This window comes from Actinomycetota bacterium (genome assembly GCA_018333515.1).
Lineage (GTDB): Bacteria > Actinomycetota > Aquicultoria > Aquicultorales > Aquicultoraceae > Aquicultor.
This window is the reverse complement of the sequence record JAGXSZ010000023.1, coordinates 59,259-85,156: the sequence shown is the minus strand read 5'-3', so window position 1 is coordinate 85,156 and position 25,898 is coordinate 59,259. Positions and strand designations below refer to the sequence as shown.

At 55.3% G+C, this 25,898-nt stretch carries 29 protein-coding genes; 28 read left to right on the top strand and 1 reads right to left on the bottom strand.

The genetic code is table 11. The features are described from left to right. Nucleotides 1-17: 17 nt before the first annotated feature. From KGZ93_05965 to KGZ93_05895, 15 genes are all read left to right on the top strand, one after another. Nucleotides 18-1,427 carry a phosphomannomutase/phosphoglucomutase gene (locus KGZ93_05965; GenBank protein MBS3909154.1) on the top strand — a complete coding sequence of 470 codons (1,410 nt, stop codon included), beginning with the start codon at nt 18-20 and terminating at the stop codon, nt 1,425-1,427. Nucleotides 1,428-1,724: 297 nt separating this feature from the next. Continuing rightward, nucleotides 1,725-2,543: an FkbM family methyltransferase gene (locus KGZ93_05960; GenBank protein MBS3909153.1), complete on the top strand. Its 819-nt coding sequence runs from the start codon at nt 1,725-1,727 to the stop codon at nt 2,541-2,543. Nucleotides 2,544-2,728: 185 nt separating this feature from the next. After that, the gene (locus KGZ93_05955) at nt 2,729-4,756 is read left to right on the top strand and encodes a hypothetical protein (protein ID MBS3909152.1); all 2,028 of its coding nucleotides are present in this window, start codon (nt 2,729-2,731) and stop codon (nt 4,754-4,756) included. 173 nt (nt 4,757-4,929) lie between these two features. Continuing rightward, entirely contained in the window at nt 4,930-5,220 is a 291-nt protein-coding gene (locus KGZ93_05950) for a type II toxin-antitoxin system prevent-host-death family antitoxin (protein MBS3909151.1), read from the top strand. Continuing rightward, a complete protein-coding gene (locus KGZ93_05945) occupies nt 5,217-5,651 on the top strand; it encodes a type II toxin-antitoxin system VapC family toxin (protein MBS3909150.1) in 435 nt (144 codons plus the stop codon). The genes KGZ93_05950 and KGZ93_05945 overlap by 4 nt, the downstream gene beginning before the upstream one ends. A gap of 220 nt (nt 5,652-5,871) precedes the next feature. Then, a complete protein-coding gene (locus tag KGZ93_05940) occupies nt 5,872-6,999 on the top strand; it encodes a glycosyltransferase (protein MBS3909149.1) in 1,128 nt (375 codons plus the stop codon). Nucleotides 7,000-7,059: 60 nt separating this feature from the next. Continuing rightward, nucleotides 7,060-8,421, top strand: a complete 1,362-nt coding sequence (locus KGZ93_05935; protein MBS3909148.1) for a sugar transferase — start codon at nt 7,060-7,062, stop codon at nt 8,419-8,421. A gap of 147 nt (nt 8,422-8,568) precedes the next feature. After that, nucleotides 8,569-10,590, top strand: a complete 2,022-nt coding sequence (locus KGZ93_05930) for an O-antigen ligase family protein (protein ID MBS3909147.1) — start codon at nt 8,569-8,571, stop codon at nt 10,588-10,590. Nucleotides 10,591-10,804: 214 nt separating this feature from the next. Next, the gene (locus KGZ93_05925; protein MBS3909146.1) at nt 10,805-11,437 is read left to right on the top strand and encodes a redox-sensing transcriptional repressor Rex; all 633 of its coding nucleotides are present in this window, start codon (nt 10,805-10,807) and stop codon (nt 11,435-11,437) included. A 127-nt stretch (nt 11,438-11,564) separates the two neighbouring features. Next, nucleotides 11,565-12,281: a hypothetical protein gene (locus KGZ93_05920; GenBank protein ID MBS3909145.1), complete on the top strand. Its 717-nt coding sequence runs from the start codon at nt 11,565-11,567 to the stop codon at nt 12,279-12,281. Then, nucleotides 12,274-13,239 (top strand): polyprenyl synthetase family protein, encoded by a 966-nt coding sequence (locus KGZ93_05915; GenBank protein ID MBS3909144.1) that lies wholly within the window; start codon nt 12,274-12,276, stop codon nt 13,237-13,239. The genes KGZ93_05920 and KGZ93_05915 overlap by 8 nt, the downstream gene beginning before the upstream one ends. Nucleotides 13,240-13,360: 121 nt before the next feature. Next, on the top strand, nt 13,361-14,719 hold the full coding sequence (locus KGZ93_05910) for an amidohydrolase (protein ID MBS3909143.1): 1,359 nt from the start codon (nt 13,361-13,363) through the stop codon (nt 14,717-14,719). A 282-nt stretch (nt 14,720-15,001) separates the two neighbouring features. Continuing rightward, complete coding sequence (locus tag KGZ93_05905; protein MBS3909142.1) at nt 15,002-15,550, top strand: hypothetical protein; 549 nt, start codon at nt 15,002-15,004, stop codon at nt 15,548-15,550. A 196-nt stretch (nt 15,551-15,746) separates the two neighbouring features. Then, entirely contained in the window at nt 15,747-16,316 is a 570-nt protein-coding gene (locus KGZ93_05900; protein ID MBS3909141.1) for a tetratricopeptide repeat protein, read from the top strand. A gap of 3 nt (nt 16,317-16,319) precedes the next feature. Continuing rightward, on the top strand, nt 16,320-17,069 hold the full coding sequence (locus tag KGZ93_05895) for an N-acyl homoserine lactonase family protein (GenBank protein ID MBS3909140.1): 750 nt from the start codon (nt 16,320-16,322) through the stop codon (nt 17,067-17,069). 54 nt (nt 17,070-17,123) lie between these two features. On the opposite strand, the gene KGZ93_05890 is transcribed toward KGZ93_05895, so the two are convergent. After that, nucleotides 17,124-17,774, bottom strand: a complete 651-nt coding sequence (locus KGZ93_05890; protein ID MBS3909139.1) for a DUF72 domain-containing protein — start codon at nt 17,772-17,774, stop codon at nt 17,124-17,126. A 381-nt stretch (nt 17,775-18,155) separates the two neighbouring features. Here KGZ93_05890 and KGZ93_05885 point away from each other — a divergent pair, with 381 nt between their 5' ends. From KGZ93_05885 to selD, 13 genes are all read left to right on the top strand, one after another. Continuing rightward, the gene (locus KGZ93_05885) at nt 18,156-18,812 is read left to right on the top strand and encodes a hypothetical protein (protein ID MBS3909138.1); all 657 of its coding nucleotides are present in this window, start codon (nt 18,156-18,158) and stop codon (nt 18,810-18,812) included. Nucleotides 18,813-19,088: 276 nt separating this feature from the next. Then, on the top strand, nt 19,089-19,307 hold the full coding sequence (locus tag KGZ93_05880) for a hypothetical protein (GenBank protein MBS3909137.1): 219 nt from the start codon (nt 19,089-19,091) through the stop codon (nt 19,305-19,307). 227 nt (nt 19,308-19,534) lie between these two features. Next, the gene (locus KGZ93_05875; protein ID MBS3909136.1) at nt 19,535-19,822 is read left to right on the top strand and encodes a hypothetical protein; all 288 of its coding nucleotides are present in this window, start codon (nt 19,535-19,537) and stop codon (nt 19,820-19,822) included. A gap of 143 nt (nt 19,823-19,965) precedes the next feature. After that, complete coding sequence (locus KGZ93_05870; protein MBS3909135.1) at nt 19,966-20,127, top strand: Em GEA1 (EM1); 162 nt, start codon at nt 19,966-19,968, stop codon at nt 20,125-20,127. A 111-nt stretch (nt 20,128-20,238) separates the two neighbouring features. Then, nucleotides 20,239-20,568 carry a general stress protein B gene (locus KGZ93_05865; protein MBS3909134.1) on the top strand — a complete coding sequence of 110 codons (330 nt, stop codon included), beginning with the start codon at nt 20,239-20,241 and terminating at the stop codon, nt 20,566-20,568. Between the two features lie 45 nt (nt 20,569-20,613). Continuing rightward, a complete protein-coding gene (locus tag KGZ93_05860; GenBank protein MBS3909133.1) occupies nt 20,614-21,243 on the top strand; it encodes a phosphoribosyltransferase in 630 nt (209 codons plus the stop codon). A 237-nt stretch (nt 21,244-21,480) separates the two neighbouring features. After that, nucleotides 21,481-21,828, top strand: coding sequence for an STAS domain-containing protein (locus KGZ93_05855; protein ID MBS3909132.1), 348 nt, complete (start codon nt 21,481-21,483; stop codon nt 21,826-21,828). A 3-nt stretch (nt 21,829-21,831) separates the two neighbouring features. Continuing rightward, on the top strand, nt 21,832-22,260 hold the full coding sequence (locus KGZ93_05850; GenBank protein MBS3909131.1) for an ATP-binding protein: 429 nt from the start codon (nt 21,832-21,834) through the stop codon (nt 22,258-22,260). A gap of 75 nt (nt 22,261-22,335) precedes the next feature. After that, entirely contained in the window at nt 22,336-22,557 is a 222-nt protein-coding gene (gene tatA, locus KGZ93_05845) for a twin-arginine translocase TatA/TatE family subunit (GenBank protein ID MBS3909130.1), read from the top strand. A 43-nt stretch (nt 22,558-22,600) separates the two neighbouring features. Continuing rightward, nucleotides 22,601-23,308 carry a twin-arginine translocase subunit TatC gene (gene tatC / locus KGZ93_05840; GenBank protein MBS3909129.1) on the top strand — a complete coding sequence of 236 codons (708 nt, stop codon included), beginning with the start codon at nt 22,601-22,603 and terminating at the stop codon, nt 23,306-23,308. Next, on the top strand, nt 23,308-23,652 hold the full coding sequence (gene hypA, locus KGZ93_05835) for a hydrogenase maturation nickel metallochaperone HypA (GenBank protein ID MBS3909128.1): 345 nt from the start codon (nt 23,308-23,310) through the stop codon (nt 23,650-23,652). Before tatC ends, hypA begins: the two co-directional genes overlap by 1 nt. Before the next feature lie 103 nt (nt 23,653-23,755). Further along, nucleotides 23,756-24,418, top strand: coding sequence for a hydrogenase nickel incorporation protein HypB (gene hypB, locus KGZ93_05830; protein ID MBS3909127.1), 663 nt, complete (start codon nt 23,756-23,758; stop codon nt 24,416-24,418). Nucleotides 24,419-24,671: 253 nt separating this feature from the next. After that, on the top strand, nt 24,672-25,652 hold the full coding sequence (gene selD / locus KGZ93_05825; GenBank protein ID MBS3909126.1) for a selenide, water dikinase SelD: 981 nt from the start codon (nt 24,672-24,674) through the stop codon (nt 25,650-25,652). The last annotated feature ends 246 nt before the right edge of the window (nt 25,653-25,898 follow it).

Sequence of the window (25,898 nt, the reverse complement as noted above, 5' to 3'; positions counted from 1 at the left end):
ACTTGCAGAAAAGAACTTTGGAAGAGACGATGTTTCGCGAATATGACCTGCGCGGTGTTTTTGGGCGGGAGTTAACGGTTGAGTTTGCGCGGCGCTTAGGCGCTGTTTACTGTGAATATGTGCGCAATAGAACCGGAAAGAGCGAGCTTGTGTTGAGCGTAGGCCGCGATGTGCGGCTCAGTTCGGATGACCTCTCAGCCGCCTTGATAGAGGGCATGACAAGTCAGGGGGCACACGTGTATGACCTTGGGCCGTGCCCGACACCCCTGTTATATTATTCGACTTATCATCTCGAAGTCGACGGCGGCATCATGATTACCGGCAGCCACAACCCCGCGGAATACAACGGTTTCAAGATATGCGTGGGGCACGACACCATCCACGGGCGGGAGATACAGCGTCTGAAAGAGATTTACTACAACGCCGAGCTTCCGACTATCGATCGCGGCAGTGTCGCCGAGTACGAAATCATCCCGCCCTATATTGAATACATCAGACACGCCTTTAGTGACATGGTCGAGCTTCCCCGGATAAAGATAGCCGTCGATGCGGGCAACGGGGCGGCGAGCCTCCTCGCCCCCGAGTTGTTCAGGGCGCTCGGCTGCGAAGTCGTCGAGCTGTATTGTGAGCCCGACGGGCGCTTCCCGAACCACCACCCCGACCCCACAGTCGAAGAAAACCTCCAAGACCTTATCCGTATGGTCGTCGATGAGGGGTGCGATTTCGGCATCGCGTTCGACGGTGACGCGGATAGGCTCGGCGGCGTCGACGAGAAGGGCGACATTCTCTGGGGCGACAAGCTGATGATTTTATTTGCCACCGACATTTTGCGGGAAAGAAAGGGCGAGAAGTTTATCGGCGAGGTCAAGTGCTCTCAGGTGATGTACGACGAGATTGCGCGCCTAGGCGGCGTCCCCATTATGTGGAAGACGGGCCACTCGCTCATCAAGGACAAGATAAAAGAGGAAAAAGCGGCGCTCGCCGGCGAGATGAGCGGACACTTTTTCTTTGCCGATAGGTATTTTGGCTACGACGACGCGCTATACGCCGCGTGTCGCTTGATTTCGATTGTTAAGAGAAAGCGGGCGCAGGATGACGGTTTCACCGGCGTCGGCAGTCTCTTCGAGGGCTTGCCGCAGACTTTTGTTACGCCGGAGCTTCGCGCCGACTGCCCCGAGGACAAGAAGCGCGAGGTCGTCGAGGCGCTCAAGCGTGTGTTCGAGGAGCACCGCGCGAGCGGCGCCGAGCCGCGAATAAAGGACATAATCACGATAGACGGCGTACGGCTGATTTTCGAAGACGGCTGGGGCCTGGTTCGGGCATCCAACACGCAGCCGGTACTGGTGCTGCGCTTCGAGGCAAACAGCGCCGAACGCCGCGACTACTTGAGAACTTTTGTTGAGGGTCAATTGAAGCTGCAATGCTAGTACCACTACACCTTAATTCTTGTGTCATTCTGAGCTTTTCTCTGTCATTCTGAGCGAAGCGAAGAATCTCAATATCATCTCCTCGATAAAGTAAAAAATCTTCATAATACATAAAGGTATATTTGCACAAATATAGAATAAGACAAGCGTATATATGCGCTTGTCTTTTATTTTAGGGCACCATTTCTTCGTTTCAACGCGCACCTACCAAAAGGGGCCTGAAGTGCCGAAAAATCGAGCGCTCACAGCGGCTTGATCGCCTATCCGGCAGGCGGTCGGTTTGGATGAGGAGGGCTCGTGAACAGGCGGTTGCAGGTACTCTTACATTGGCTTTCCGGGCGCAAAAACGGGGTCTCGACAACGGAGATGATTAAATTTTTATTTGGGCGGAGATGTGAGCGGAAAGCAAAACCAAACATATGGCGCGTTGCTGAAGACGGCGATTATGTATTGGTCTATCTGAACGGCCTTGAGCGCCCGCTGTATTACCCGAAAGAATTTGCGATAGGCTCGCTGTACCAGGTGATAGCGGAGTTAAGTTACCCCCAGGATTGGCATTATTACGAGATCGAGCAGACGCGGGTTGCGCCGGGGGACGTCGTTGTCGATTGCGGGGCGGCCGAAGGATTGTTTAGCCTGCTGGCGGCCGACAGGGCCGCTAAAGTCTATGCGATAGAGCCGATGACAAGATTTGTCGAAGCCATGCGGCTGACCTTTTCCGGCTTTGACAATGTGGAGGTATTGCCGATGGCGCTCTCCGACCAAGAAGGAACGGCGCACATATCGGAGCGCGGCATCTCGTCGGCCCTGAACACCTCCGGTGACGGCGCCCCGGTCGAGGTTGCAACGCTGGATACCCTGTTCGTCGAGCGCGGCATCCCCGTCTCTTACATCAAGGCCGATCTGGAGGGTTACGAGTTCTCCATGCTAAAGGGCGCAAGGGAAACCATAAAGAAGCAGTCCCCGAAGATAGCTATTACTACGTACCACGTGGCGGGGCATGCCGAATCGATTGCCGGTTACTTAACGGATATAAATCCCCGGTATCGTATCGAGGTGAAGGGGATAGAGGAACGGGCGGGCGGGCCGGTCATGCTCCACGCCTGGGTTGAGTAGGGGTCTTGGTATCTATCTCACTTCCTAAAACAAAATTTAATTTACTTAAAGGAATATAAGCACAAATGTTGAAATATGCAAGTGCGTAGTTATCGCTTGTTTATTTTATTCCAAGGGAGGTGAAGACCTATGGCCACAGCAAGCGCTACGTCGCGCCATATAACATTTATTGGAGGGGATGATTCTTGAATATCCACAAAAGGGCTATCAATATAGCGATTTTAGTTCTAACGATTGTATTGTTCGGTGGGATGTCGAATACGGCTTATTCCAGCGGATTAAGCGGGTTATCGGAGGCAGGGGGCGGCGGCTGGGCGCATTCGGCGGTCGTTCGGGTCACGGAGCCCGCCGGGATTAAAAGGACCAATGAGCCGGTCGAAGTCGTTCTTGTATCGGATAAGGTAAAACCCCGAGGCGAGGACATTCGCATAACCGGCACCGGCGGCGCCGAGATACCTTGCCAGGTAAGCGTAAGCGACGCCCACATCTACAAGATTTCTTTTTTCGCCCAGGCCGATGCGGGCGGCACCGGCGAATACCGTCTTTACTACGGCAACCCGAGCGCGGGCAAGCCGAATTACGGGGTTCTAAATTCCGTGGTCAACGACTACGGTAAGTTTTGGCAAACAGACGGCGTGTATATCGGGTGGGGCGGAAGAGCCGGTTTCGACATTTCCGGCAAGAACGCCATTACGGACTTGAGGTTTGACGGCAACAATGATAAGAACTTGACCAACGACCCCGATTGCTTAACCGATGAGTCTACGTGGTCGTGGTTTTACGGCTTTTTGGGCTCTGATTCTAACGGAGTAAACCCCGGTGATTTCGGCGCCGCGCAAGCCCGACTCGTCGAAAGCGGTCCGGTATTTTCGGAGATAGCGCTTGGCGCCGCCAGGCTTCGCTATTACAAGGATCAGAAGTGGATTATGGCAAACGGCGCCGTTGACGGCATGCTCTGCTTCAATAGGAATTATCAGTTTATGAAGAACGGCCTCGGTGACGAGGTATCTATAACTAATTTGGGCGTGAGCGATATCGGGCCTTGGTTTACCGGGTACGATAGCGCCGGCGTTAACCCCAAGTACCTGGCATTTAGAAATCCGAACAACGGCGTCGTCTTTGGCGCCATCGCTAAAGATGTCGCGCGGTGGTATGCGGCGGCCAAGTGCTCGGGCGCGTGGGACAGGATAATCTCGTTCGACGATAGCTCGGGTAGGGCTAACGCCAAGATATACTGGTATTCCGATACGTCAAATAGCTATGCGGGTATTGAAAATCTCTCGAAGTCGTTGCTGAGCCCGCTACAAGTCGAACTCATTGCCGACACCGAGCCGCCGGTGACGCGTGTCTCGGTGACACCGCCGGCCCCCGATGGGCAAAACGGCTGGTATGTCACGAGGCCGAAGATCGCTCTCGAGTCTAACGAAGCGGGCAAGACCCACTATCGCTTCGCGGTCGGCCCCTACAATCTCTACGACGCGATTCTTGCGGTGCCCGCCGGCGCGCATGAGTTTTCATATTACTCTGAAGATGCCGCCGGCAACCGGGAGCAGGTGCGCGGCCTTTCCTTGAAGGTCGATTGCGCTAAGCCGGAAGTGACGGCAAGTCTCCGGCCGTTGCGCGCGAACAATCACTACCTGGTAAATGAGCCGATAACCTTCACCTTCGATGTTACCGATACGGTCTCCGGGGTCGGCTCGTTTGCCGGAGGCGTTGCCGGCAAAACCGTTCTCAGCGGCGGGTCGCTGGTTTTCAGTACGCCCGGCGAGCAAACCCTCGATGTGCGCGCGACCGATACGGCCGGCAACAGCGCCTTAAAATCGGTGCCTTTTACCGTCGGCTATGATTTTGGCTGGCTGAGGCCGGTGCGGCGTCCAGGCGACCCGGCGGACAAAACCTATGTCGCAGACGGCTCGTCGCGCATCCCGTTGCGCTTTGCGGCGCGCGACGGGATGAGAAATTTTGCGACCGATAAATCGGTGCGCGTACTCGTCTCGACTGGGGAGAGTTCGGCGGTCTTCGTTTACTCGGGCAAGTCGGCCGACAACGTGGTTCGAATCAATTCCTGTGATAAGAAATACCTGCTCGACATCGACCCGAAAAGCTACCCCTGGCTGGCGCCGGGCGGGCGATATGAGGTGCGCGTGTACTTCGGCGGCGCGTATCAGCGTCTCGGCGTACTTCACGGCCAGACCAGACTCGAGCTTCAATAGGTATGCCTTGCCGGCAGAGGGGGGCGCTAAAAGCGCCCCCCGCACCTGCCTTACACGCGCTAGCCGCAGAGCTTACTGTACAGCCTTGCGCATAAGATGCCGATAAAAATATCTACCGTTAAGCTAGAAAATAAACTATAATAGTCATAAAAATATGACTATTGAGGTTAAAAATGAAAAAAGCAGCTGTATCAAAACTCAAGGCCTCGCTAAGCGAATATTTGAAAAAGGTCAAAGCAGGCGAAGAGATTCTTATTACTGAGCATGGAAAGCCGGTGGCAAAAATGGTGCCGATAGCGCGTGAAGATGCCGTGCCCGAAAGATTACGTGAGCTGGAAAAGCAAGGGCTTATTAAGCTAGGTCATAACAGACTACCTGACGGATTTTGGGATATGCCGAGACCCCTAGACAAAAAAGGCATTGCCTTGAAAGCATTGCTTGAGGAGCGGGAGGAGAGCCGTTGAAGTTTTGGGATGCGTCCGCTATTCTTCCACTTTGCTTCAAGGAGTCACACACTCGAGCGATTGAACAACTAATCGTAGAAGATGAGGCTATGGTTGCCTGGTGGGGCAGCTTGGTCGAGTGCTACTCGGCATTAGAGCGCTTAAGACGGGAAGGTAGTCTAGACTTTCTGTCGGAAGGGCAAGCTAGCCATATTCTTAAAGCGCTGGCCTCGGGATGGACAGAGGTTGAGCCCACCAATGAGGTCAGACAGATTGCTCGGCGATTATTAAGATTGCATCCGCTACGCGCTGCCGACTCCTTACAATTAGCTGCGGCTTTGATTTGGGCAGAAAAAAATCCATTTAATCATGGCTTTGTATGTCTCGACGAAAGGTTGAGAGAAGCTGCTAAGAACGAGGGTTTTTTTATTTACCCGAGCAATGTTTCATAAAGTTCGCGAAAGTCCGCGCACGTTTCGCACGCAATTCTTCTCCATCCTAAAGGTTTTCGAAAAAACCCGCTTCCTATATAATAAAAGCGCGGGTGAAAATCCGCACAAAGAACCTTAGGTATTATAAGCGTTTGAAAAGAATCTTGAGTCTTGGGAGAGAGCCGGGTCGCGCCGGGCAGCGCCGGGCAGCGCCGGGCAGCGCGCTCCGGGCCGGTATCGTATGAAAGTTTTGCAGGTTAACAAACTCTACTATCCCCACATCGGCGGCGTCGAAAACGTCGTCCGTATGTTTGTGGTCGGGCTCAAAGACAAGGTCGATATCGAGGTGCTCGCCGCCAACGAGGCGCCGCGCACCGTTGTCGAATACACCGATGGGGTAAGGGTTACAAAGGTCGCGAGCCTTGGCCGTCTGCGGTCCACGCCGATGGCGCCCGGTTTCATCCCGGCGCTCAAAAAGAGCACGAGCGACATTTATCACCTCCACTTTCCGAACCCGACCGGTGAGCTGGCGTATCTTATCGCCAAACCCAAGGGCAAGCTTGTCGTATCCTACCACAGCGATATAATAAGGCAGAAGACTCTGCTCAAGTTCTACCGGCCGTTTCTGGAGAAGTTTCTCGACCGCGCCGACCGGATAATAGCGAGTTCTCCCAACCTTATCGAGAATTCGCCGTTTTTGCGGCGGGTCGAGGATAAATGCACGGTCATACCGTTTAGCGTGCCGACCGATTGGCTCGCGCTCACACCGCAAGTCCGAGCCAGAGCGGATGAGTTGCGCGCGCGGTACGGCCCGAAGATAGCGTTTTTTCTGGGGCGCCTGATTTATTACAAGGGCGTCGATTATTTAATAAAAGCGTTCAAAGAGGTCGACGCGGTGCTCGTAATAGCGGGTGAAGGGGACTTAGAGCCGGAACTCAAGGCGCTCACCGAAGAGCTGGGCATCGCCCGCAAGGTCGAGTTTGTCGGCCCCTTGCCGCCGGCGGAGCTTGCCGCCTTTTACCACGCATGCGACGTCTTTGTGCTGCCGTCGGTCGAGTCGAGCGAGGCGTACGGGTTGGTCCAGCTCGAGGCGCACGCTTGCGGCAAGCCGGTCATAAGCACGAATCTCCCGACGGGAGTGCCCTTTGTCAATAAAGACGGCGTATCCGGCCTTGTGGTGCCGCCTAAGGACGTTGCCGCGTTAGCCGATGGATTAAACAGGCTTCTCGGGGATGACGAGTTACGCTTGAAGCTGGGCGCTCAAGCTAAAGAGCGGTTCGAGAACGAGTTCGCGATGGATGTCATGATCGAGCGTTTGCTCGACGTTTATAAAGAGGTCTTGCATGGAGAGGTCTTGCGACAACGATAGGCAGCGCGAAAGGCGGCATGAAAGGCGGCATGAAAGGCGGCATAGGAGAAACGCGGCGAAATGAATAGACGCCAATGGGTTCTGTTCTCTATCTTAAACGACATACTCATCATCAACCTCGCCATTATCGGAGCGTTTCTAATCCGTTTCGCAGGGAAACTGCCGTACTTTAATTTCCAGGCGTATACGAGCCTCGCCGTCTTTATCACGATTGTAAGCATCGTCGCGCTATACATCTACGACCTCTACGATGTCGAGACGGCCGGCGACGGCTGGGATATCGTCGCGGGCGTAACCAAAGCGGTGACCCTCGCGCTCGTCCTCAACGTCTTCTTGACCTTCTTCAGCGGGTTTTTCTCGTTCCCGCGTCCGGTATTTATCATCTCGTGGCTGCTCCAGATTATTCTGCTGAGCGGCTGGCGTTTCGCGGCGACTAGGGCGCTGAAGATAAAGTGGCCCACGCAGCGCGTCCTCATAGTCGGCCACGGCGAGCCCGCTTTCGAAGTCGTAAACGAACTCCAATCCCGGTCGGCCTGGGGATATGAGGTAATCGGAACGATATGTCCGGATTCCGGCCATGTCGGGCAAGCGTTCGAGGGCGTCGAGGTTTTAGGGACGCTCGATGACCTGGTGCCGCTGATCCGTTCGCGCGGAGTCGATCGCGTCATTATAACGTCACCCGTCGCCCACCGCGAGATGCTCGAGGAGCTGGCGTACTCGTCGGCGACGGACGTAAAGCTCGAGGTGATACCGGAGCTTTACGAGATCTACATAGGCCGGGTCGACCACACCCTTATAAGCGACATACCGCTCGTACAGCTGACCAGAGAGCCGGCGCCGGACTGGGTCTACGCGCTCAAGCGGCTCTTAGACATTGCCGGGGCGGTCGCCGCGCTCGTCGTCGCCTCGCCGGTAATGCTCGTCGCGGCAATCGCGGTGAAGCTCTCATCGCCCGGGCCGCTCATCTACAAACAGGTTCGCGTAGGCAAGCGCGAGAAACCCTTTGATGTCTACAAGTTTCGCACGATGGTCGAGAATGCCGAGGCCGTGTCCGGGCCGGTGTTCGCGACCGAAGACGACCCCCGGATTACGCCGGTCGGGCGCTTTCTGAGAAGATATCGAATCGACGAGTTCGCGCAGCTCATAAATATTCTAAAAGGCGAGATGAGCTTTGTCGGCCCGCGGCCCGAGCGCCCGTTCTTCGTCGAGCGGTTCAAAGAGGAGATATCGGGCTACGGCGAGCGCTTCAAGGTAAAGCCGGGCGTGACCGGCCTGGCCCAGATAAACGGCAGTTATACGACGAACCCGCGGAACAAGCTCAAGTACGACCTCATCTACATCTATCACCAGTCGTTATTCCTGGATTTGAAGATTGCCCTGGAGACGGTAAAGGTGCTGTTGACGGGGCGCGGCGCGCGGTAGACGCCGGACTAGGCTTCTTCTAGACTGCGATAACGCTTAATGGTATGTTAAAGATGTCGGCCGACGGCCCTTGCGGTAGCCGTGACCGGCGTCGCGTATCCACCGCGAATTACTTGACTTAAACGATACAGGAGCACAGGTTAGAGTATGAGCAAGAACAGAAAAAAAGTAGGCCAAGCCCCTCTTCCCGCACAGTTGGACACATGGGTATTTTACAGCTTTTTAGCGATAGCGATTACGCTGCCGCTCGCGATGTCGCGTATAACCTTCGATCAGTTCGATATCGCCAAGATATTCACGCTGCGACTGCTCACCCTGGCGGCGCTGGCGTTTTGGGTCGGGAAGATGCTCACCGCGCGCGACCCCGAGTTTCGCTGGACCAAACTCGATTTTGTCCTCGTCGGCTTTTTGCTGCTCGTCTTTGTCTCAACCGTGACCTCGATACACTTTCCGACGGCGGTTCACGGCAAGTTCAAGCGCTACGAGGGTCTGCTGACCTTTCTAAATTACGGCATCCTCTACCTGCTGGCGTTGCAGACCTTCCGCGGTTTCGACCGGCTGTCCGCACTGAGCAAGACCTTGACCTATACCGGGGCGGTCGTCGCGTTCTACGGCGTCATGCAGTATATGGGCCTTGATGTTTTCAGCTGGGCGACGCTCCCCTTCGAGGAGAGGCGGAGCTTTTCCACCTTTGGCAATCCCAATCTGTTAGGCGGCTTCCTCGTTATCGTCACACCTATCGCGCTCGCGGAATTCTTGCGGGCAAAAGACCTCAAAGGCAACCTGCTGATGGGCGCGAGCCTCTTTTTGATATTGCTCTGCCTTTTGACCGCGTTCACGCGCGGTGCGTGGGTTGGCGCCGCGGTCGCATTCCTGTTCTTCGCGGTCGTCGCGGCCAAGGCGATTATCGCGCGGCCAAAAAAGCTCATCTTCGTCGGCGCGGCGTTTATAGGGATTTTCCTGGTCATCGCGGGTTATTCCGCGGTCGCCGGCCACGAGGTCATGAACCTGGTCAAGCGCGTCCAGTCGATGACCCAGATAACCGAGGGGAGCGCGGGTTCTCGTCTCGAGATATGGAAGGCCGGTTGGAGCATGGTCGAGGAAGACCCGATTCTCGGTCTCGGCCCCGACACTTTCAGGCTCGGCTCGGAGCGCTATGAGACGTTCGAGTATGTGCGGATGAACGCCGGGCGTTCTGTTGCGGACAATGCGCACAACTGGATAATCCAGCTCGCGGCGGGCGTCGGCATACCGGCGACCCTGCTGTTCCTGCTGTTCTTTGTGCTTGTCGTGGTTTTAAGCGTGCGCTATCTGCGAAAGCGCGATAGCGAGGAGCGCCTGGTCTACGCCGGCCTGACCGCGGCGATCGTCGGCTATTTGGTGCACCTTGCTTTCGGTGTCAGCATATCGGGCAGCACCACGATCTTCTGGCTCATCATGGGGGCGCTGATGGCTTCTGTGGGCAAGGTTAGGGTCGCCGCGATTGTACCCCGGACAAACAGCGACATCTATTCGAAGGCCGCTATGGGCGCCCTCGCGCTCGTCGCGCTCGTCTCGGCATATTTCGGCGTGACGATGTACGTCGCCGATTTCCATTACGCGAACGCGCTTAAGTCGGCCGGCAACGGTCAATACAATGAAGCGATTGCCTGCTTCGAAAAAGCGATTATCCTTTATAAAAACGGCAGGTATTACGATGGGTACGGCATGTTCCTCGAGCAACTGGGAATGTCTCCGAACAATAGAAGCATACTCGACAAGGCGATAGCGATATATGAAGAAGGAGTATTCCAGGAGCCGCTCGAAGCGGACCACTATATATTCCTGGCGAGCGCTTACAGTAAAATCGCGTCGACTCCGGACGACCCCGCACTCGATCTCGCTGAGCAAGAGCTTATGAGGGCCATAGCTATCAGGCCGAACGCGTTCTCGGCGCGCTTGCTCCTTGCCAACATATATAACTACAGGGCAAAACATGTCGAGTCCATCGAGCTTCTCGATTTCGTTTTAAAGGTCGAGCCGGGCAATGAGACCGGTCTTCGTCTCTTGGCCCAGGGCCAAAAGGCCGTTGGCGAGAGCGAGAAGGCCAGGGCCGCGTATGAGAGGCTCTTAGCCGTCAAGCCCGACGATGCCGAAGCCAAAGCCGCGCTTCAGGAGCCGGCAAAGTAGCCCCAAAGTAACTATATCTCGCGCAACCCCGACGTCTCTATGGCGACCCCGGCGGACTACGGCCTTAATAAGCAGTGAATTGATTCGAAACTACAGAATTATGTTTGCCGTAGACAAACGCGCGTCTGTTAGGTAGAATTCAAGAGAAAGTTCTCATAATCACAAAGTATTGTGAGCGAAAGAGCATCTCGACCGATAGGAGCAGACGAAAAGCGTGAAAAAACATAAATTACCCCAAACGACAATAGCACGCTTGCCCGTGTATTTGCGCTCCCTCGTAATGCTGGCGAATAAAGGGGAACGGATAGTATCCTCGGAGGGCTTGGCCCAGATAGCCGGGACCAACGCCGCCCAGCTTCGCAAAGACCTCTCGTACCTCGGCGAGTTCGGCACGCGCGGCGTGGGCTATGAGGTAGACCAGCTCGTAAACGAGGTCTCGAAATGGCTCGGGTTATTGCGCGACCGTACCGTCATCATAGTAGGTCTTGGCAGATTAGGCGGCGCGCTCGTCGGGTACCAGGGTTTTTCGCAAAAAGGCTTTAAGGTGGTAGGCGCGTTCGACCGTGACCCGGCGATAATCGGCAAGAAAGTCGACGGTCTTCAAGTCCAACATATCAATGAGATCAATGATTTTGCGCGCAACCTTCCCGGCGGTGTCGATATCGGCATAATCGCCACCCAGGCGCCGTCCGCCCAGGGTGTGGCCAACAAGATGGTCGAAGCCGGGGTGCGCGCGATAATCAATTTCGCGCCTATAACCATCGACGTCCCCGACGGGGTCGTCCTCCGCCAGGTCGATCTCTCGGTCGAGCTGCAGATACTCTCGTATTATCTGCAGAAGCGATAGCGCCAACGGGTAGCCGCCGCGACACTGCGCCCCATGTCCTTATTTGCACCGAGAACTATTTTACCCCACGATTGACCCTTGATATCCGCTGGATTATGGCTGCGCGCTCCTGTATTCTTGAATAGATATGGAGACCCAAAAATCGGACGCCATGGCCAATAAGATAAAATCGGACCTCGATGAGACGAAAGAGCGCCTCGCGGTCTATGCTTTCTCCGACCACCGGCTGCTGGCGGAAGCGGAGCGTTCAATAATCGATACGCCGGTCGCGGCATTGCTCTTTGTCACGGCTAGCATGGGGAGATACCGTTCGGATGAGCTGGTCCCGGCCGGCGCCGGGCTCGAGCTGTTGCGCATGGCGGTGGCGGCGCATTATCCCGATGAAGTAAACATCGCGGACGGTCGGCAGGCATTTCGCCTCATAAGCGCGGACTATTTTTACGCGCGCGCCATATTTGTCGCCGGCGCGCTCGACAATGGCAGGGTAATCGAGTACATGGTCCAGGCGATAGCGGATGTGGCGGCCGAGCATGTTCGTAGACGCGAGCCGGACGTCGACGACGGTGCGGCCGGCGGTAAACACGCGAGCCTCTTTAAGGCCGCGGTGGCCATAGGGGCCCTGTTATCGGATTGCCCGGCCTCGGTACTAGCTCCGCTCGACGTTTACGCCGAGGCTTTGAGTCGCATCGATGAGGCGGTGCTCAGCGACGAAAACGGCGAGAAGGTCGGCGGCAAACCGCGGGGCGGTGAGTCTTTGGCGGAGCTTAGGGCGCGCGCATTCTTGGGTCTCGCCGCTTTCCCGTTACCCCTGTCGCGCTTGCTCGAAGGGCTTGCCTATGAGTAAAACCTACCCGATTCCGCCGCATATTCTTCAAGATTTGGCGGTGGTCGAAAATGAACTCAACAAGGCGGTTTCGGCGGCCGACGGTGTTCTGGCAGAGGCGTCCACAGCCACCCTCAAAGCCGGCGGCAAAAGGCTCCGCCCGGCGCTCGTTTTGATCTCCGGGATGGTCGGCGCATACGACCTTAAGGCGTTTTTGCCTGCCGCGGTCGCCTCGGAACTTATCCACATGGCGTCGCTCATCCACGACGACATCTTGGACGACGCCAAGACACGACGGGGTTTTCCGACGGTGTACTCGTTGTGGGGGGAACGCACTGCCGTAGCGGCCGGGGATTTTCTCTTTGCGACGGCGTTCAAGATATTGGCGCGATCGGAGATGCGCTCGGTCGAGATAATGGTAAAAGCGGCGCTCGATTTGACGCTTGGCGAATTCGACCAAATGGTGACGGCGCATGTCGTCGAGCAATCGTTCGATGATTATTTGCGGAAGGCGAAGCGCAAGACGGCGGCGCTTTTTACGGCGTGCTGCCAAGCCGGCTCTTACTTGTCGGGGGCGCCCGCCGCTGAAATCGACGCGCTCTCACGCTACGGCGAGAACCTCGGCGTGGCTTTTCAGATATATGACGACGTGCTCGATGTGGCGGGCGGCGCGGAAACCGGAAAAGCGCTCGGGGTCGACGTACGCGACGGCACGGTGACGGTACCGGTACTCTACGCCCTGGAGTATTTTGGCCGCGACAGCCGCTTTGCCGAACTCGTCGCGACGCAAAACCCGAGCGACGAAGAGGTGCGCGAAGCGATTTCGCTTATCGGGCGGAGCGACGCGATAACGAGGACGAAAGAGACGGCGCGTTCCTACGTAGACGATGCGATTCGCGCGCTCGGCGAGTTGACCAACGCCGAGGCGGTAGCGGTCTTTACCGGTATCGGCGAGTTTGTCGTCGACAGGTACCACTAGCGTGGACGGAAGCGTAGCTCAGCTCTTTAGGGCTGATTGTCAGGGCTAAAGCCCTGAGCTACGAGGAGGCGCTATCCGGTATCAATTGTGAACCGATAATAGTCAACTATAGAGGTGAGGCATGCTTTTAAAAGCGCAATGGGTACTACCGATAAGCAAGAAACCGATTGAAGACGGGGCGGTCGTAGTCGAGGGCTCGAAGATAAAAGCCGTCGGCAAGTACAAGCGTCTCTTGGGCAAATTTCCAGACGAGGAAGTAGTCGATTTCGGCAAGGCGATAATCTTGCCGGGCTTCGTCGACCTCCACACGCATTTGGAATATAGCATCTTCCGGGGGCTCTTGGACGACTTGAGCTACGCGGATTGGAAGATACAGTTGACCAAGAAGAGCGGAGCCTTAAGGAAAGGTGATTGGGAACTCTCGGCATATATCGGCGCGCTCGAGTCGCTCCAGTCGGGCATTACGACTATCGCCGATATCACCGGCTCCGGCGCGAGTTTACGGGCCGCAAAAGACGCCGGCCTGCGGGGGCTCATCTATTACGAGGTGGCCGACATGGACCACACCAAGGTGCCCGAGATAATCGCTGAAGCCGAAAAGACTATCGCCCGGTGGGCCGATAAGGTATCCGGGACCAACCTCACCATAGGGCTCGCGCCGCATTCGCCATACACCGTCTCACCGCCGCTCTATAAGAAGGCGTCCGAATGGGCGCGCCGGAACAAGCTTAAGATCTGCACCCACCTCGCCGGCTCCAAAGCGGAGTACGATTTTGTAAAGTTCGGCTCGGGTGTTCTGCCAAACGAATATTGGGACTTGGTCGGCTGGGGTGATATTTTGTGGCAGCCTACCGGTGTGAGCCCGGTGAAGTATTTGGAGGAGTGGGGCGTCTTCGACGGCGGTGAAGTGCTGGCGGTACATTGCGTTCAAGTCAACGAGGCCGACATCGATATTTTGAAGAAATATAATGTCGCGGTCGCGCACTGCCCGCGCTGCAACGCCAAGCTCGGAATGGGGATTGCGCCGCTTCCCGGTTTCGCACAGCGCAACCTCAAGGTGGGCCTCGGCACCGACAGCCCGGCCAGCAACAACACGATGGATATCTTCGATGAGATGAGGATAGGCGTTTTGCTGCAGCGCGGTATCAAGGGCTCTTTCGACTTTACCGCTGAGGATTTTGTCCGCATGGCGACGCTCGGCGGCGCCGAGGCTATCAATATGGAGCATGAGGTCGGCTCACTCGACCCCGGGAAGCAGGCGGATATAGCGGTGGTAGACATGTCGCATAGCCACCAGACACCGGCTCGCGAACCCTATTCGGCGCTGGTGTATACGGCAAACCAGGAGAATGTGATGTTGACCATGGTGGCCGGCAAAATACTCTACCGGGATGGCGTTTACGCGACGCTCGATGAGCAAGCGATACTTAAAAAGTCCGAGCCTATCCGCAAGCGGCTAAAGCTGGAACGAGAGGGTTAAGCGCGATTTATGTTTCGGCGGCGGTTTGCGCGGGACACGGGCGCTTTTTTTGGGCGGGGCACATCCCATGCGCTTAAAAGCCCTAGCATACCTGCGAAAACTACCGATTGTGCAGTAAGGAAATATTGTACACTTTTTTCACAAGTGGCTCGAAATAGTTGCTTCATTGACGACAAGGCGCTATCATTAAAAATTGGCGGCACAAATTTCTTGCCGCCCATAGCTCGGCGCCGATTGTTGAGCGCCGATGCTGTTTTAGCTAGCAGAAAGGAGGGTAACTCGATGGGAGACGATTTCTTTGAGGATCAGCCAGTCGAGGCTCCCAGTGAGAAGAAAACTCCTCAAAAGAAAAGCGGTTCCGCTAAGAAAGCGCAGGCGAGCAAAGCTACCGGCACCGGTGGCGGCGCGCAGGACAATCCCGCTGTCGAGACTGGGATACCTCAGTCCGTAGATTTGGTGTGGACAGTCGCGTTTGTGGTAGTCGCTTTTGTAGCGGGATTTTTTATCCGCGGGGTATTCATGCCCGCGACCACGGCGTCACCGGGTTTGAGCGAGACGTTCAACACCGCGCCCGGCGCGCAGGGCATGCCGCAGGGCGGGCAAAGCGCTCCGGCGTTAAGCGAAGACCAGGTGCAGCAGGGCATTCCGCAAGGCCATCCGGATATTGGCGGAGAGACGACGCCGTCCGGCGCCGCGCCCGACGGGTTTATGCCGCCCGGCGGTAAAGGCGGCATGGGCGACGTCAAGAGCGATGTGCCGGCAACCGGAGACTTATCGGGCGATGGACAGTCGGTAGAGGTTCCGCCGGACAAGAAAGACGGGAGTCCATAGGCGGAACGACCCGCTTATGGGTATTTGAACGACAAACAATAAGTGGATTCTGCCGCCGAATGGGTTTAATTTCAGCGCGATCTTTGCTAAACTTAGAAGGTGACAGGCAGTATGCTGAAAGCAAAAACCGGCGGAAACAGCGTGCGCTGTTTCCGCCGTCTTGCTTAGGCAATTAAGATGTAAGGAGAAGGCGAAAGTGCTTCTAGACAAGAAGAGAGTCAAGACGTTTACGAAGGTCGGCGCGGTTTTCATTGCTCTCACGTTTATCTTGGCGTATATCCCGATGATAACAGGGGTCATGGATCCGGCCGCAAACACTCCGGCGGCTCAGAGTCAGAGCCAAGCTAATGCGGCGGCGCGGATTGCGGCTTTGGAAAAGACCGTCGAGGCGAACCCGAAAGACCTCGCTAACTTGATATCGCTCGGAAACGCTTACCACGGCCAGAAGATACACGATAAAGCGATAGACGCCTATTCGAGGGCGCTCGAAATCGACCCCAAGAACGTCGATGTGCGGATTGACAGGGCGACCAACTATTTCTATTCGGGCCAGGTTGAGACGGCGACCGCGGAGGGGTTAAAGGGAATCGAACTCGACCCTAAACACGCCAACGCTCGCTTTAATTTAGGCATATACTACAGTGCCCAAGGGAAAAACAAAGAGGCCATCGAGTCCTTTAAGGCCTATGTAAAGCTGGAGCCCAAAGGTGAAGGCGCGGCTAGGGCTAAGGCTCAAATCGAGGTCTTAGAGAAGGCCGCGAAGTAAGTTATGGCAAAGTACAAGATCCACCCGATTGTGGTCGGTAGCAAGGTCATCGATAAGGGTATCATGACCTACCAGCATAATTACGGCACCGAGTTTCATATCCCGGTATACGTATGGTATCTCGAAGGCGGCGACAAGAAGGTCCTGGTCGATACCGCGCTGATGGGTGTTCTCCCGTCGAAAGAGCGAGAAGAACGCATCGGCGGGAAGATACACACCTTCGAAGAGGGTCTGGCTAAGTGGGGCCTCAAGCCGGAGGAGATAGACATCGTCATACACACGCATCTCCACAACGACCACTGCGAAAACGATATCAAGTGCGCGAACGCGAAATTCTATATCCACAAACTCGAATTGGAGCGGATTCACGACCCCAAACCGCTTGATTTCCGCTATGAACTCGAGTTCATCGAAGGAATCGAGGCCGCGGGAAAAATAGTCGTCGTAGACGGTGACGAGATGGAGATTGTCGAGGGCGTGCGCGTAATACATACGCCTTCGCACACCCCGGGTTCGCTGACCATCCTGGTCGACACCGAAGAGGGCCTTGCGGCAATCACGGGGTTCTGCGTCATCAATGAGAACTTCGACCCGCCGCCGGTGATAAAAGCGATGGAGATGGAGGTCTTGGCGCCGGGCGTTCATGTCAACGCTTATGACGCCTACGAGCAGGTAATACGCGTGCGCGACCTCGCCGACATAATATTGCCGCTCCACGAGCCGAGCTTCTCCTCGGTCGACACGATCGGATAGAAGAGACGGCCGCAAAGCATAAAGAAACGCCGGCATCCGCCGGCTTTTTTTATGTTAGGCACCTAGTATATTCTTCAACCGCAGGGCGTTTTTGACTGCATAACCTTGCGCGTCGTTGTTGAAGTATACGAAGACCTCCAACTGCTGCTCCGCAAACTGTTCGATGAGCCTAGCCCACTTGTTAAGCTCGCCCTCGGAGTATTCTGAACCGTAGAGGACTCTGCCGCCATGCAGTCGTATATAGGCGAAGGGCGCGGTCGTCTCTAGCGAGGTCGACCAGGAGGGTGCGTCAGAGATGCAGAAAGCAAGGCCCTTGTCTCTAAGGAGCCGGTAAACATCCCCGCATAGCCAGCTGTCGTGGCGAAATTCGAAGGCGTATTGGTAGCCGGGGGGTAGCGATGCCGTGAAATCGGCGAAGCGCTCCAGGTTTAGATGCCAGTTAGCGGGTAGCTGGAAGAGAATCGGCCCGAGTTTAGTCCCGAGCCCGCGAGCATTGTCCAGCACCCTGCGAACCGCGTCTTCGGTGCCGCTAAGTTTCTTGAATTGTGTTATGTAACGGCTTGCCTTAACGGCGAAGGTAAAATCGTCCGGCGTTGCCGTCGACCAGTTGGCGAAGGTCTCTCTTTCGGGTAGGCGGTAGAAAGAGTTGTTTATCTCGACTGTCGAGAAGTGCTCCGCATAAAAGGCCAACCAATAGCGCGGCATAACGCCGCGCGGATAGAAGGAATCCTGCCAGTGGCGGTAGCTCCAACCGGATGTCCCGATATGAAGTTTCTTGCGCGTGTACTCATCGTGCACTATGGTCTCCGCTGTCGCGGTATTCCCCGCATATTGTTCTTACCCATATCTCATCGCGGAGTTCGCGATGTTGTATAACCACAGGTCTGCCAGGTCGTAGCGCTGCGCGATTCGATGTTTTTTGCCACTGTTGCCCGTGATGGCAGTTTAACCCTCAGTTAGAAGGGTATTAAGTAGCGGAATGTGGGATTTATCTTAGGCATCGATGTGGGAGAAGCAGGAGCCGGGCTCTAACGCCTACACGAGGCTAGAAGTCAGCGTAGAGCCCGTCTACTGAGGGAGCGCGCTTTGTATCGTATAGGGATTGTGACGAGCACCTTCGAGACCGACGGCACGGCCAGGGACCTCTTCGAAGCTGCAGCGCGTGTTGCAGAGGCGAAGGTCGTCGACCCCATCGAGTTCTCGGTAGAGCTTGACGGGCGCCGCGCGATAAAAATCGGTGCGCTTGAAGGCACCTATTTCGATTCTCTGGTGGTGCGGGGGCTCGATTTTCGCGGTGATACCGACTTCCAGTTTGAGATTTTCGAGCAGCTCGACAAGGCGGGGGTCATCATCGTCAACTCGCCGGCTGCCCTGCAGATCGCCGAGAGTAAGTTCTTGACCAGCTATATGCTTCAGGAGCACGGCCTTCCGGTGCCGACCGGTATAATCGCTCAGACGATGGAATATGCCGAGGGATTTCTGAGCGCGCACGATGATGTCATTGTGAAGCCGATATACGGATTTCAGGGCTACGGGGTCATCCGGGTCAATAGCTCTGCCCGCAGTGCCGGGGCGCGGGTTAAGCGTATTCTCGATGAGCACAAGGTAATATACCTCCAAGAATACATATCAAACCCCGGGCGCGACATCCGTGCGTTTGTCGTCGGCGGCGAAGTCGTCGCATCTATTTACCGGCCGGGACGTCGCCAAAGACATCATAGAACATATATTACGCCGGCTTGAAGGCATGCATACCGCGTACAACCGGCCGGATGCTAAATAGAGACCGGATGTTTTAGCTTGGCAATGGTGATATCCTCAAAGCTTTCCAGCACTCCAAGTTATTTTTAAATATTTTTGTGATTTGGCGATTGACTGATGAAAAAAGGGGTAAAAGAAAGATGGTGAGATGTAAAGCAGGCAATGTACTACACGAAACCATAAGGAATTAGGCTGGCTTGAGCTGGGAACATGAGTCGGGAGAGACGGTCTTGAGTCCACAAACGGGAGGTGAAAGGTATGGCCAAAGAAAAAGGTAAGATGACGGTGAGCGAGGCAGGTCGCAAAGGCGGGATGACTACATCCAAGAAATATGGCCCGGAATTCTACGAAGAAATCGGTAAAAAGGGTGGCGAGACCACCTCGAAGAAATATGGCCCGGAATTTTACGAAGAAATAGGCCACAAGGGCGGCCAAAAAGTAAAGAGACTAATCGAAGAAGGTAAGAAGAGAGCCTAGCTGACACGACCCCGCTCAGAAGGGCAGCGAATCGCTGCCCTTTTTTAGTGGTGCGCCCGTTTTAGTGGTGCGCCCGGCGGGGCGCACGTATCCGATGGCCCTGACTTGAAGTGGTTTTCAAGGGTAGGTTAAAGGGTCTGACTCTTGGGTAGAACTTTGAAGAACGGATGCAATCTATTCGGTACCGGGGCAAGACCCTGCGGGAGGTGAGGACGGTGCCGGAAGACATGGCAAATAAGGCGGACCGGGCGGAGCGGGAAGAGGCGGAAGAGCGGGCCGATAAAGGTAAGATGACGGTGAGCGAGGCCGGCCGAAAAGGCGGCAAGGCTACATCCGAAAAATATGGGCGGCAATTTTTCGAGGAGATAGGCGAAAAGGGCGGAAAGATAGGGGGGCCCAAAGGCGGGAGAGCGACTAAAGAGAAGTACGGGCACGGGTTCTATGAGGAGATAGGCCACAAAGGCGGACAAGCGGTGAAGCGCTTGATTGAGGAGGGAAAGAAAGCGGAGGAATAATTCCTTTGCGTCGATTTAGCTCACGATTCTCAGCTGCGATTACGTCTTTTAAACCTCGCGGTCTGCGGCAGTTGCAGTTTAAGAGGTTTGTACACGGGGTACAAAACAAGTGCCAACGGCTTATCCTAAAGGAGGTGACGCAGATGGCGGAGGAAAAAGGCAAGATGACGGTGAGCGAAGCGGGCCGCAAAGGCGGAAAGACAACCGCTAAAAAATATGGACGTGAGTTTTACGAAGAGATCGGCCACAAGGGCGGTCAGAAGGTTAAGGAGTTAATCGAGCGCGGCAAACAAGCGTCACGCTAAGCCTACCCGATATCTTTCGCGTATGATACGTTAGGAGCGGCAGCGAGCGCGCTGCCGCTCCTAATTATTTTCCGGCGACGTTCGGGCGCACAGCGCCCGGCGTTTGCGAGCATGGAGTGCTTGCCTTGTTTCGTCGGGCAGACATCTAAGTGTTTCGTGTTTAGAGAGGTCTTCGCCAGGGTATTTAATGCCCGAAAGGGGGCGACGTTTGTGTCTGATGAAAAAGGTAAAATGACGGTGAGCGAGGCGGGCCGCAAAGGCGGCCACACTACCTCGAAGAAGTACGGCCATGAGTTTTACGAAGAGATAGGCCACAAGGGCGGCAAGAAAGGCGGCCAGACGACCAAGGAGAAGTACGGCCATGAGTTTTACGAGGAGATCGGCCACAAGGGCGGCCAAAAAGTCAAGAGTTTGATAGAGAAGGGCAAAAAGGCTATGTAGGGCCGCCGTTCAGGGCTAAAGCCCTGAGCTACTATAAGGTGAGGCATGTTTAAAGACAGAGTCGACGCGGGTCGGAAACTCGCCATGAAGCTGCTCGAATACAAAGATACCGACGCGGTCGTATTAGCGATTCCGCGAGGCGGAGTCGTTGTCGGCTATGAGGTCGCTCAGGCGCTCAACCTCAAGCTGGATGTAGTTATCCCGAGAAAGATCGGCGCCCCCGGCAACCCCGAGCTGGCCATAGGGGCGGTGCTCTCTCGCGACCATCCGATGATAAACCGGACGCTAGTCTCGCAGCTGAATATCCCCGCTTCCTATATCGAGCAAGAGATAGACAATCAGCTCCGAGAGATAGAGCGCAGGCGTCAACTCTACGTGGGCGCCCGCCCGCCCCACGGGGTTCAGAGCCGGGTCGTTCTGCTCGTCGATGACGGGCTGGCCACCGGATATACGGCGCTCGCGGCTATCCGAGCCGTCAAGCAAGAAGACCCCGGCGCGCTTGTGCTCGCGGTGCCGGTCGCACCGCGCGACACCTATGAGATGCTCAAAAAAGAGGTGGACGAGATAGTCTGCGTCGAGGTCCACGAGCGATTCTTCGCGGTAGGCCAGTTCTATGAGGTCTTTGAGCAGACGACCGATGCGGAAGTCACTGAAATACTAAGCGAACATCGTTAATCTAATGTTTGATTGTAAAGCGCTTGCTTTTTACATAGAATGATATGAGCGGCAAAGTTTAAGGCAGCGCTTGTTTGGGAAAAATAATTGGCGCGATGACTTTTCGTAATAAATCGCCTTTATGTTTTTTTGTTTGAATAGCGATTTAGCGCTAAATAGCGTCGGAGTTTGGCCGGGCTTTCCGTGTGGTATAAGCGTGTTGAAGCGGTTTAAGGCTTACTATTTTGGAGGTGGCGCGTGGATTTGAAGATCGAGAGCAAAGAAGTCGAAGGTGTAGGCGTTATAATCCTCGAGGGAGAGGTTGACGTATATACCGCTCCAAAGTTGAAGAGCAGGCTCATCGATATCGTCGACGAAGGGAAATTCAATATCATCATCGACCTCCAAAAGGTGGAGTTCATGGATAGCTCGGGTCTGGGCGTGCTGGTCGGCGGTCTCAAGCGCGTTAAGTCCCATCAGGGGTCGATTCTATTGGTCTGCACGCAGGAGAACATCCTGAAGATATTTAGGATTACCGGGCTGGTTAAGGTATTCCCGATTTTCTCGTCTGAAGAAGAAGCTATAAACAGTATCAAAGGGTCGTAATAAGTGGCCCATTTCGACCAACCTACGTTAATCACAATACCGGCCAAGCCGGAGTATGTCAGTGTGGTGCGCCTTGTCGTGGCCGCGTTCGCGGACTTGCTTGACTACGATGGTGATGCCGTCGAAGACATCAAGCTCGCGGTATCCGAGGCTTGCACCAACGCCATTCTGCAGCTCCACAAGCAGGCGCCCCCCGATAAGCATCTGCTGACAATGAGCGCATACATCAAAGACGAGCGCATGCTCATAGACATCATCTATTTTGTCGGCGAAGAGGCGGGCGCCGAGTTCGCGAGCCGCCAACTCCATGAACGTGATTTAGGGATGAGCATACTCGTGAGCATTATGGATAAAGTAGAGATCGCGAGGGCGAGCCCGGACGGCGTCATCATAAGGCTTACGAAGAATGTCCCGGCCCGGCTCCCCGAATAACGCGCTGCCCATAACACCCTCAGAGCCCTAGACTTCGACGAGTGCGGTTGTTACTATGTTTTTTAGAGGAAGTATATGTTTTTAGGTTTAGGACCGACTGAATTAATATTCATATTGGCTCTTGCGTTGATTGTCTTTGGACCGAAGAGGTTGCCGGAGATGGCTAGGTCGTTGGGTAAAGCTCTGCAGGAGTTGAAGAAGGCATCTCAAGGGATTCGAACCGCGGTTCAAAAAGATCTGGTCGAGCCTATCAGCACTCTGGGCAAAGAAGACAAAGGGGATAGCGAGTCGGCTTAATCCCCGGCGCGTTCACTGTTGTCACGGTTTGGAGGTATAGTGTTTGAGCGACGTTGAGATGTCCTTCTTGGAACACCTGGATGAATTTCGGCGCAGGCTGATATCGTCCGTCTTGGTATTGGTAGTCGCGACGCTTGCCTGCTATCTCTTTTTTGAACCGATACTCGATTTCATCAAGTCGCCGCTGCCGGACGAGTTAAAGGACTTGCAGTTTACAGTCTTCGGTTTCATGCAGGTCTTTATGGTCCGGTTCAAACTGGCGATTATCGGCGGCTTTATCCTTACTTCACCATACATCATATACCAGGTACTCGCGTTTTTCGCGCCGGCTTTCCAGGAGAAAGAGCGAAAATACGTCTTCACGATATTGCCGGTTATGGTCACGCTCTTCTTTTCCGGTGTGGCCTTCGCTTTCTACGTAGTCCTGCCCGCCGCGATAACCTGGCTCTACGGCCAGGGTCAGGGCCAGCTCGAATTCCTCATGAAGGCCGACGATTATATCGGGTTCGTCTCGCTCTTTCTGATATCTTTCGGGGTGGTCTTTGAGGCCCCGCTCGTCATTGTGCTCTTGATAAAGCTCGGGATAGTCGAGCGCCGCAAACTCCGCGAGAATTGGCGAATCGTCTACGTGGCGAGCTTCGTCATCGCGGCGATTGCGACCCCGGATTGGAGTATCGTCAGCATGAGCATACTCGGCGTCGTCCTGGTACTTCTCTTTGAGCTGAGCATGTTGTTTACACGGTGGTTGTAGTGCACGAACTCGGGCTGACCCAGAGTATTCTCGAGATAGCGTTGGAAAACGCCGCCAAAAACAACGCAAGCCGCATCCTTAAAGTCAAAGTCGTGGCGGGTGATTTAACGGGCGTCATCGACGATTCGCTCCGGTTCTACTTCGATTATTTGGCGCGCGGCACCGCGGCGGAGGGAGCGGAACTCGCAATCGACCACCCACCGGTTATAATAAAATGCGCGGCGTGCGGGGGAGAGAGCCGGGTCGGCGGGGAGCAGGCCTTTGCCTGCCCCGAGTGCGCCGCGCTCACGGTCGAACTACTCTCGGGCCGCGAGTTCTATGTCGACTCTATTGAGATTGAATAGTAAAGAGGGGGACGTTGCTACGGATATTACGGATTCTTTTGTCTTTTGCGCATCGCACCGCTCTTAGTTGCGTAACCGTATAAGAGACGAGAAAGGACCTCTCTTGGAGATAAAAATAATGCAGGACGTTCTCGCCGCCAATGAGAACACGGCGGAAGAGAACGCCAAGCTCTTTAGGGATAAGCGCGTATTGGCTGTAAACCTTATGGCCTCGCCGGGCGCGGGTAAGACGAGCTTTATTTTGCGCACGATAGCCGCTTTGCGCGACGCGTACAACATAGCGGTCATCGAGGGAGACCTCGCCTCCAAAGTAGACGCCGAAAAGATAAAGGCGCAGGGGATACCGAGCATCCAGATAAACACGGGCGGCGGCTGCCACCTCGAAGCGAGCATGATACGCCAGGCGGCGGACTGCCTCGACCTCGACGACGTAGACCTCCTTATCATCGAAAACGTCGGGAACCTGGTCTGCCCGGCTGATTTTACCCTGGGCGAGTCGGCGCGGGTCTTAATACTCTCGGTCCCCGAGGGTGACGACAAGCCGCACAAATACCCGTTCATCTTCAAGGGGTGCGACATCTTGATAGTAAACAAGGTTGATATGCTGGAGCTGACCGATTTTAGCATGGAGCGCCTCGAAAACGTCGTCTCAAGCCTCAACCCCGATGTCAAAACAGTACCGCTCTCCTGCCGTACCGGCGACGGTTTCGATGTGTGGCTCAGCTGGATAAAAGAGCGCTTGGCGGATAGCCGCTCGCGAATGTAGCTCAGACTCGCTCGGGGCTTTAGCCCTGAAAAGAGCGGTCTTTAGTATGCGCCCGTCATCCGCCAACCCCTCCGGTCACAACTTATGATTTGGGCCGCGACATCACCTTATTGCCGCTTTCTTAAAAAAAAGCTATAATTGTTATGTTAATATGTTATTTACCCTGTAATACCGGGCTTTTTTTGAAAGGACAGTTGTGAGCGAGCCGATACGTTTAACGCAATACGCGACGAAGAGCGGTTGAGCCGCCAAGATGGGTCCGGGGGACCTCAAACAGGCGCTAAGCTGGCTGCCGCCGGAGGAGGCCGAGGAGTTGCTCGTCGGCTTCGATACCTCCGATGACGCCGCCGTTTATAAATTCGACGACACCTACGCGCTTCTGCAGACGGTCGACTTTTTTCCGCCTGTCGTCGACACGCCGTACCTTTTTGGGCAGATATCCGCGGCGAACGCGCTAAGCGACATCTACGCGATGGGCGGGAGACCGCTGACCGCGCTAAATCTTGCGGCGTTCCCGTGCAGCCTCGGCCTCGACCACCTCGGAGAGATACTCAAGGGCGGGCACGACAAGGTCAAAGAGTCGGGCGCGGTCATCGTCGGCGGGCATACGATCCAAGACAACGAGCCGAAATACGGGCTTTCCGTGACCGGCATCGTTCGCTTAGATGAAGTCGTTACCAACAGTAACGTCAAAGCGGGGGATGTTCTCGTATTTACGAAACCGCTCGGCATGGGGATTCTCGCGAGCGCGCTGAAGCGCGGCATAGTCACCGAAGACGACATCATGCCCGCCATCGAGACGGCGGCGACGCTCAACCGCGCGGCGGCGGAAGCGATGATGGAGGTCGGCGTCAACGCTTGCACCGATATCACCGGCTTCGGACTCTTCGGGCACCTGAAAGAGATGATAGCCGTAAACGGGCTTAAAGCGACGATTGAGGCCCAGAAGATTCCGCTCTGGGAGCTGGCGATAGAGATCGCGATAAAGGGGATTATCCCCGGCGGTGCGCGGGACAACCAGGCGTACCTGGGCGACTCGGTTGTCTTCAGGACCAAGACCGCCTACCCGCCCGAGATGCTCTTCGACCCGCAGACCTCCGGAGGCCTGCTCATAAGCGTTCCCGAAGCTAAGCTCCAAGCTCTGCTCGCGGCGCTCGAGGTGCGCGGGGTCGGCACGAGGGCGGTCATCGGCGGAATCGATGAGGGCGCACCCGGCATCATCGAGGTCGTGTAGCTCAACGTCCACGTGAACGCCCAAGCCCATCTTTATTTGAATTTGAAATTTCCGCGAAAAATCTATTTAGTAATTTAGTAAATTAAAAAGTAAAGACCTGACCCCTTTTTCTTTTATTTGAAATTTCCGCTAAAAACCTATTTAATCGTATTAGGTACATTAGGTACATTAATGTTTCACTCGGCGCGAGCCTGCGCCGATGTTACCCGTATACCGATACCGAATCATTTCGACGCTGTGGAGTGA

Coding starts and splice junctions, on each gene's coding strand:
- KGZ93_05950 (MBS3909151.1), top strand. CDS start 4,930: ATGAAAAAAGCAGCTGTATCAAAACTCAAGGCCTCGCTAAGCGAATAT.
- KGZ93_05940 (MBS3909149.1), top strand. CDS start 5,872: ATGAAAGTTTTGCAGGTTAACAAACTCTACTATCCCCACATCGGCGGC.
- KGZ93_05935 (MBS3909148.1), top strand. CDS start 7,060: ATGAATAGACGCCAATGGGTTCTGTTCTCTATCTTAAACGACATACTC.
- KGZ93_05930 (MBS3909147.1), top strand. CDS start 8,569: ATGAGCAAGAACAGAAAAAAAGTAGGCCAAGCCCCTCTTCCCGCACAG.
- KGZ93_05920 (MBS3909145.1), top strand. CDS start 11,565: ATGGAGACCCAAAAATCGGACGCCATGGCCAATAAGATAAAATCGGAC.
- KGZ93_05915 (MBS3909144.1), top strand. CDS start 12,274: ATGAGTAAAACCTACCCGATTCCGCCGCATATTCTTCAAGATTTGGCG.
- KGZ93_05910 (MBS3909143.1), top strand. CDS start 13,361: ATGCTTTTAAAAGCGCAATGGGTACTACCGATAAGCAAGAAACCGATT.
- KGZ93_05905 (MBS3909142.1), top strand. CDS start 15,002: ATGGGAGACGATTTCTTTGAGGATCAGCCAGTCGAGGCTCCCAGTGAG.
- KGZ93_05895 (MBS3909140.1), top strand. CDS start 16,320: ATGGCAAAGTACAAGATCCACCCGATTGTGGTCGGTAGCAAGGTCATC.
- KGZ93_05890 (MBS3909139.1), bottom strand. CDS start 17,774: ATGCCGCGCTATTGGTTGGCCTTTTATGCGGAGCACTTCTCGACAGTC.
- KGZ93_05880 (MBS3909137.1), top strand. CDS start 19,089: ATGGCCAAAGAAAAAGGTAAGATGACGGTGAGCGAGGCAGGTCGCAAA.
- KGZ93_05875 (MBS3909136.1), top strand. CDS start 19,535: ATGGCAAATAAGGCGGACCGGGCGGAGCGGGAAGAGGCGGAAGAGCGG.
- KGZ93_05870 (MBS3909135.1), top strand. CDS start 19,966: ATGGCGGAGGAAAAAGGCAAGATGACGGTGAGCGAAGCGGGCCGCAAA.
- KGZ93_05865 (MBS3909134.1), top strand. CDS start 20,239: ATGGAGTGCTTGCCTTGTTTCGTCGGGCAGACATCTAAGTGTTTCGTG.
- KGZ93_05860 (MBS3909133.1), top strand. CDS start 20,614: ATGTTTAAAGACAGAGTCGACGCGGGTCGGAAACTCGCCATGAAGCTG.
- tatA (MBS3909130.1), top strand. CDS start 22,336: ATGTTTTTAGGTTTAGGACCGACTGAATTAATATTCATATTGGCTCTT.
- selD (MBS3909126.1), top strand. CDS start 24,672: ATGGGTCCGGGGGACCTCAAACAGGCGCTAAGCTGGCTGCCGCCGGAG.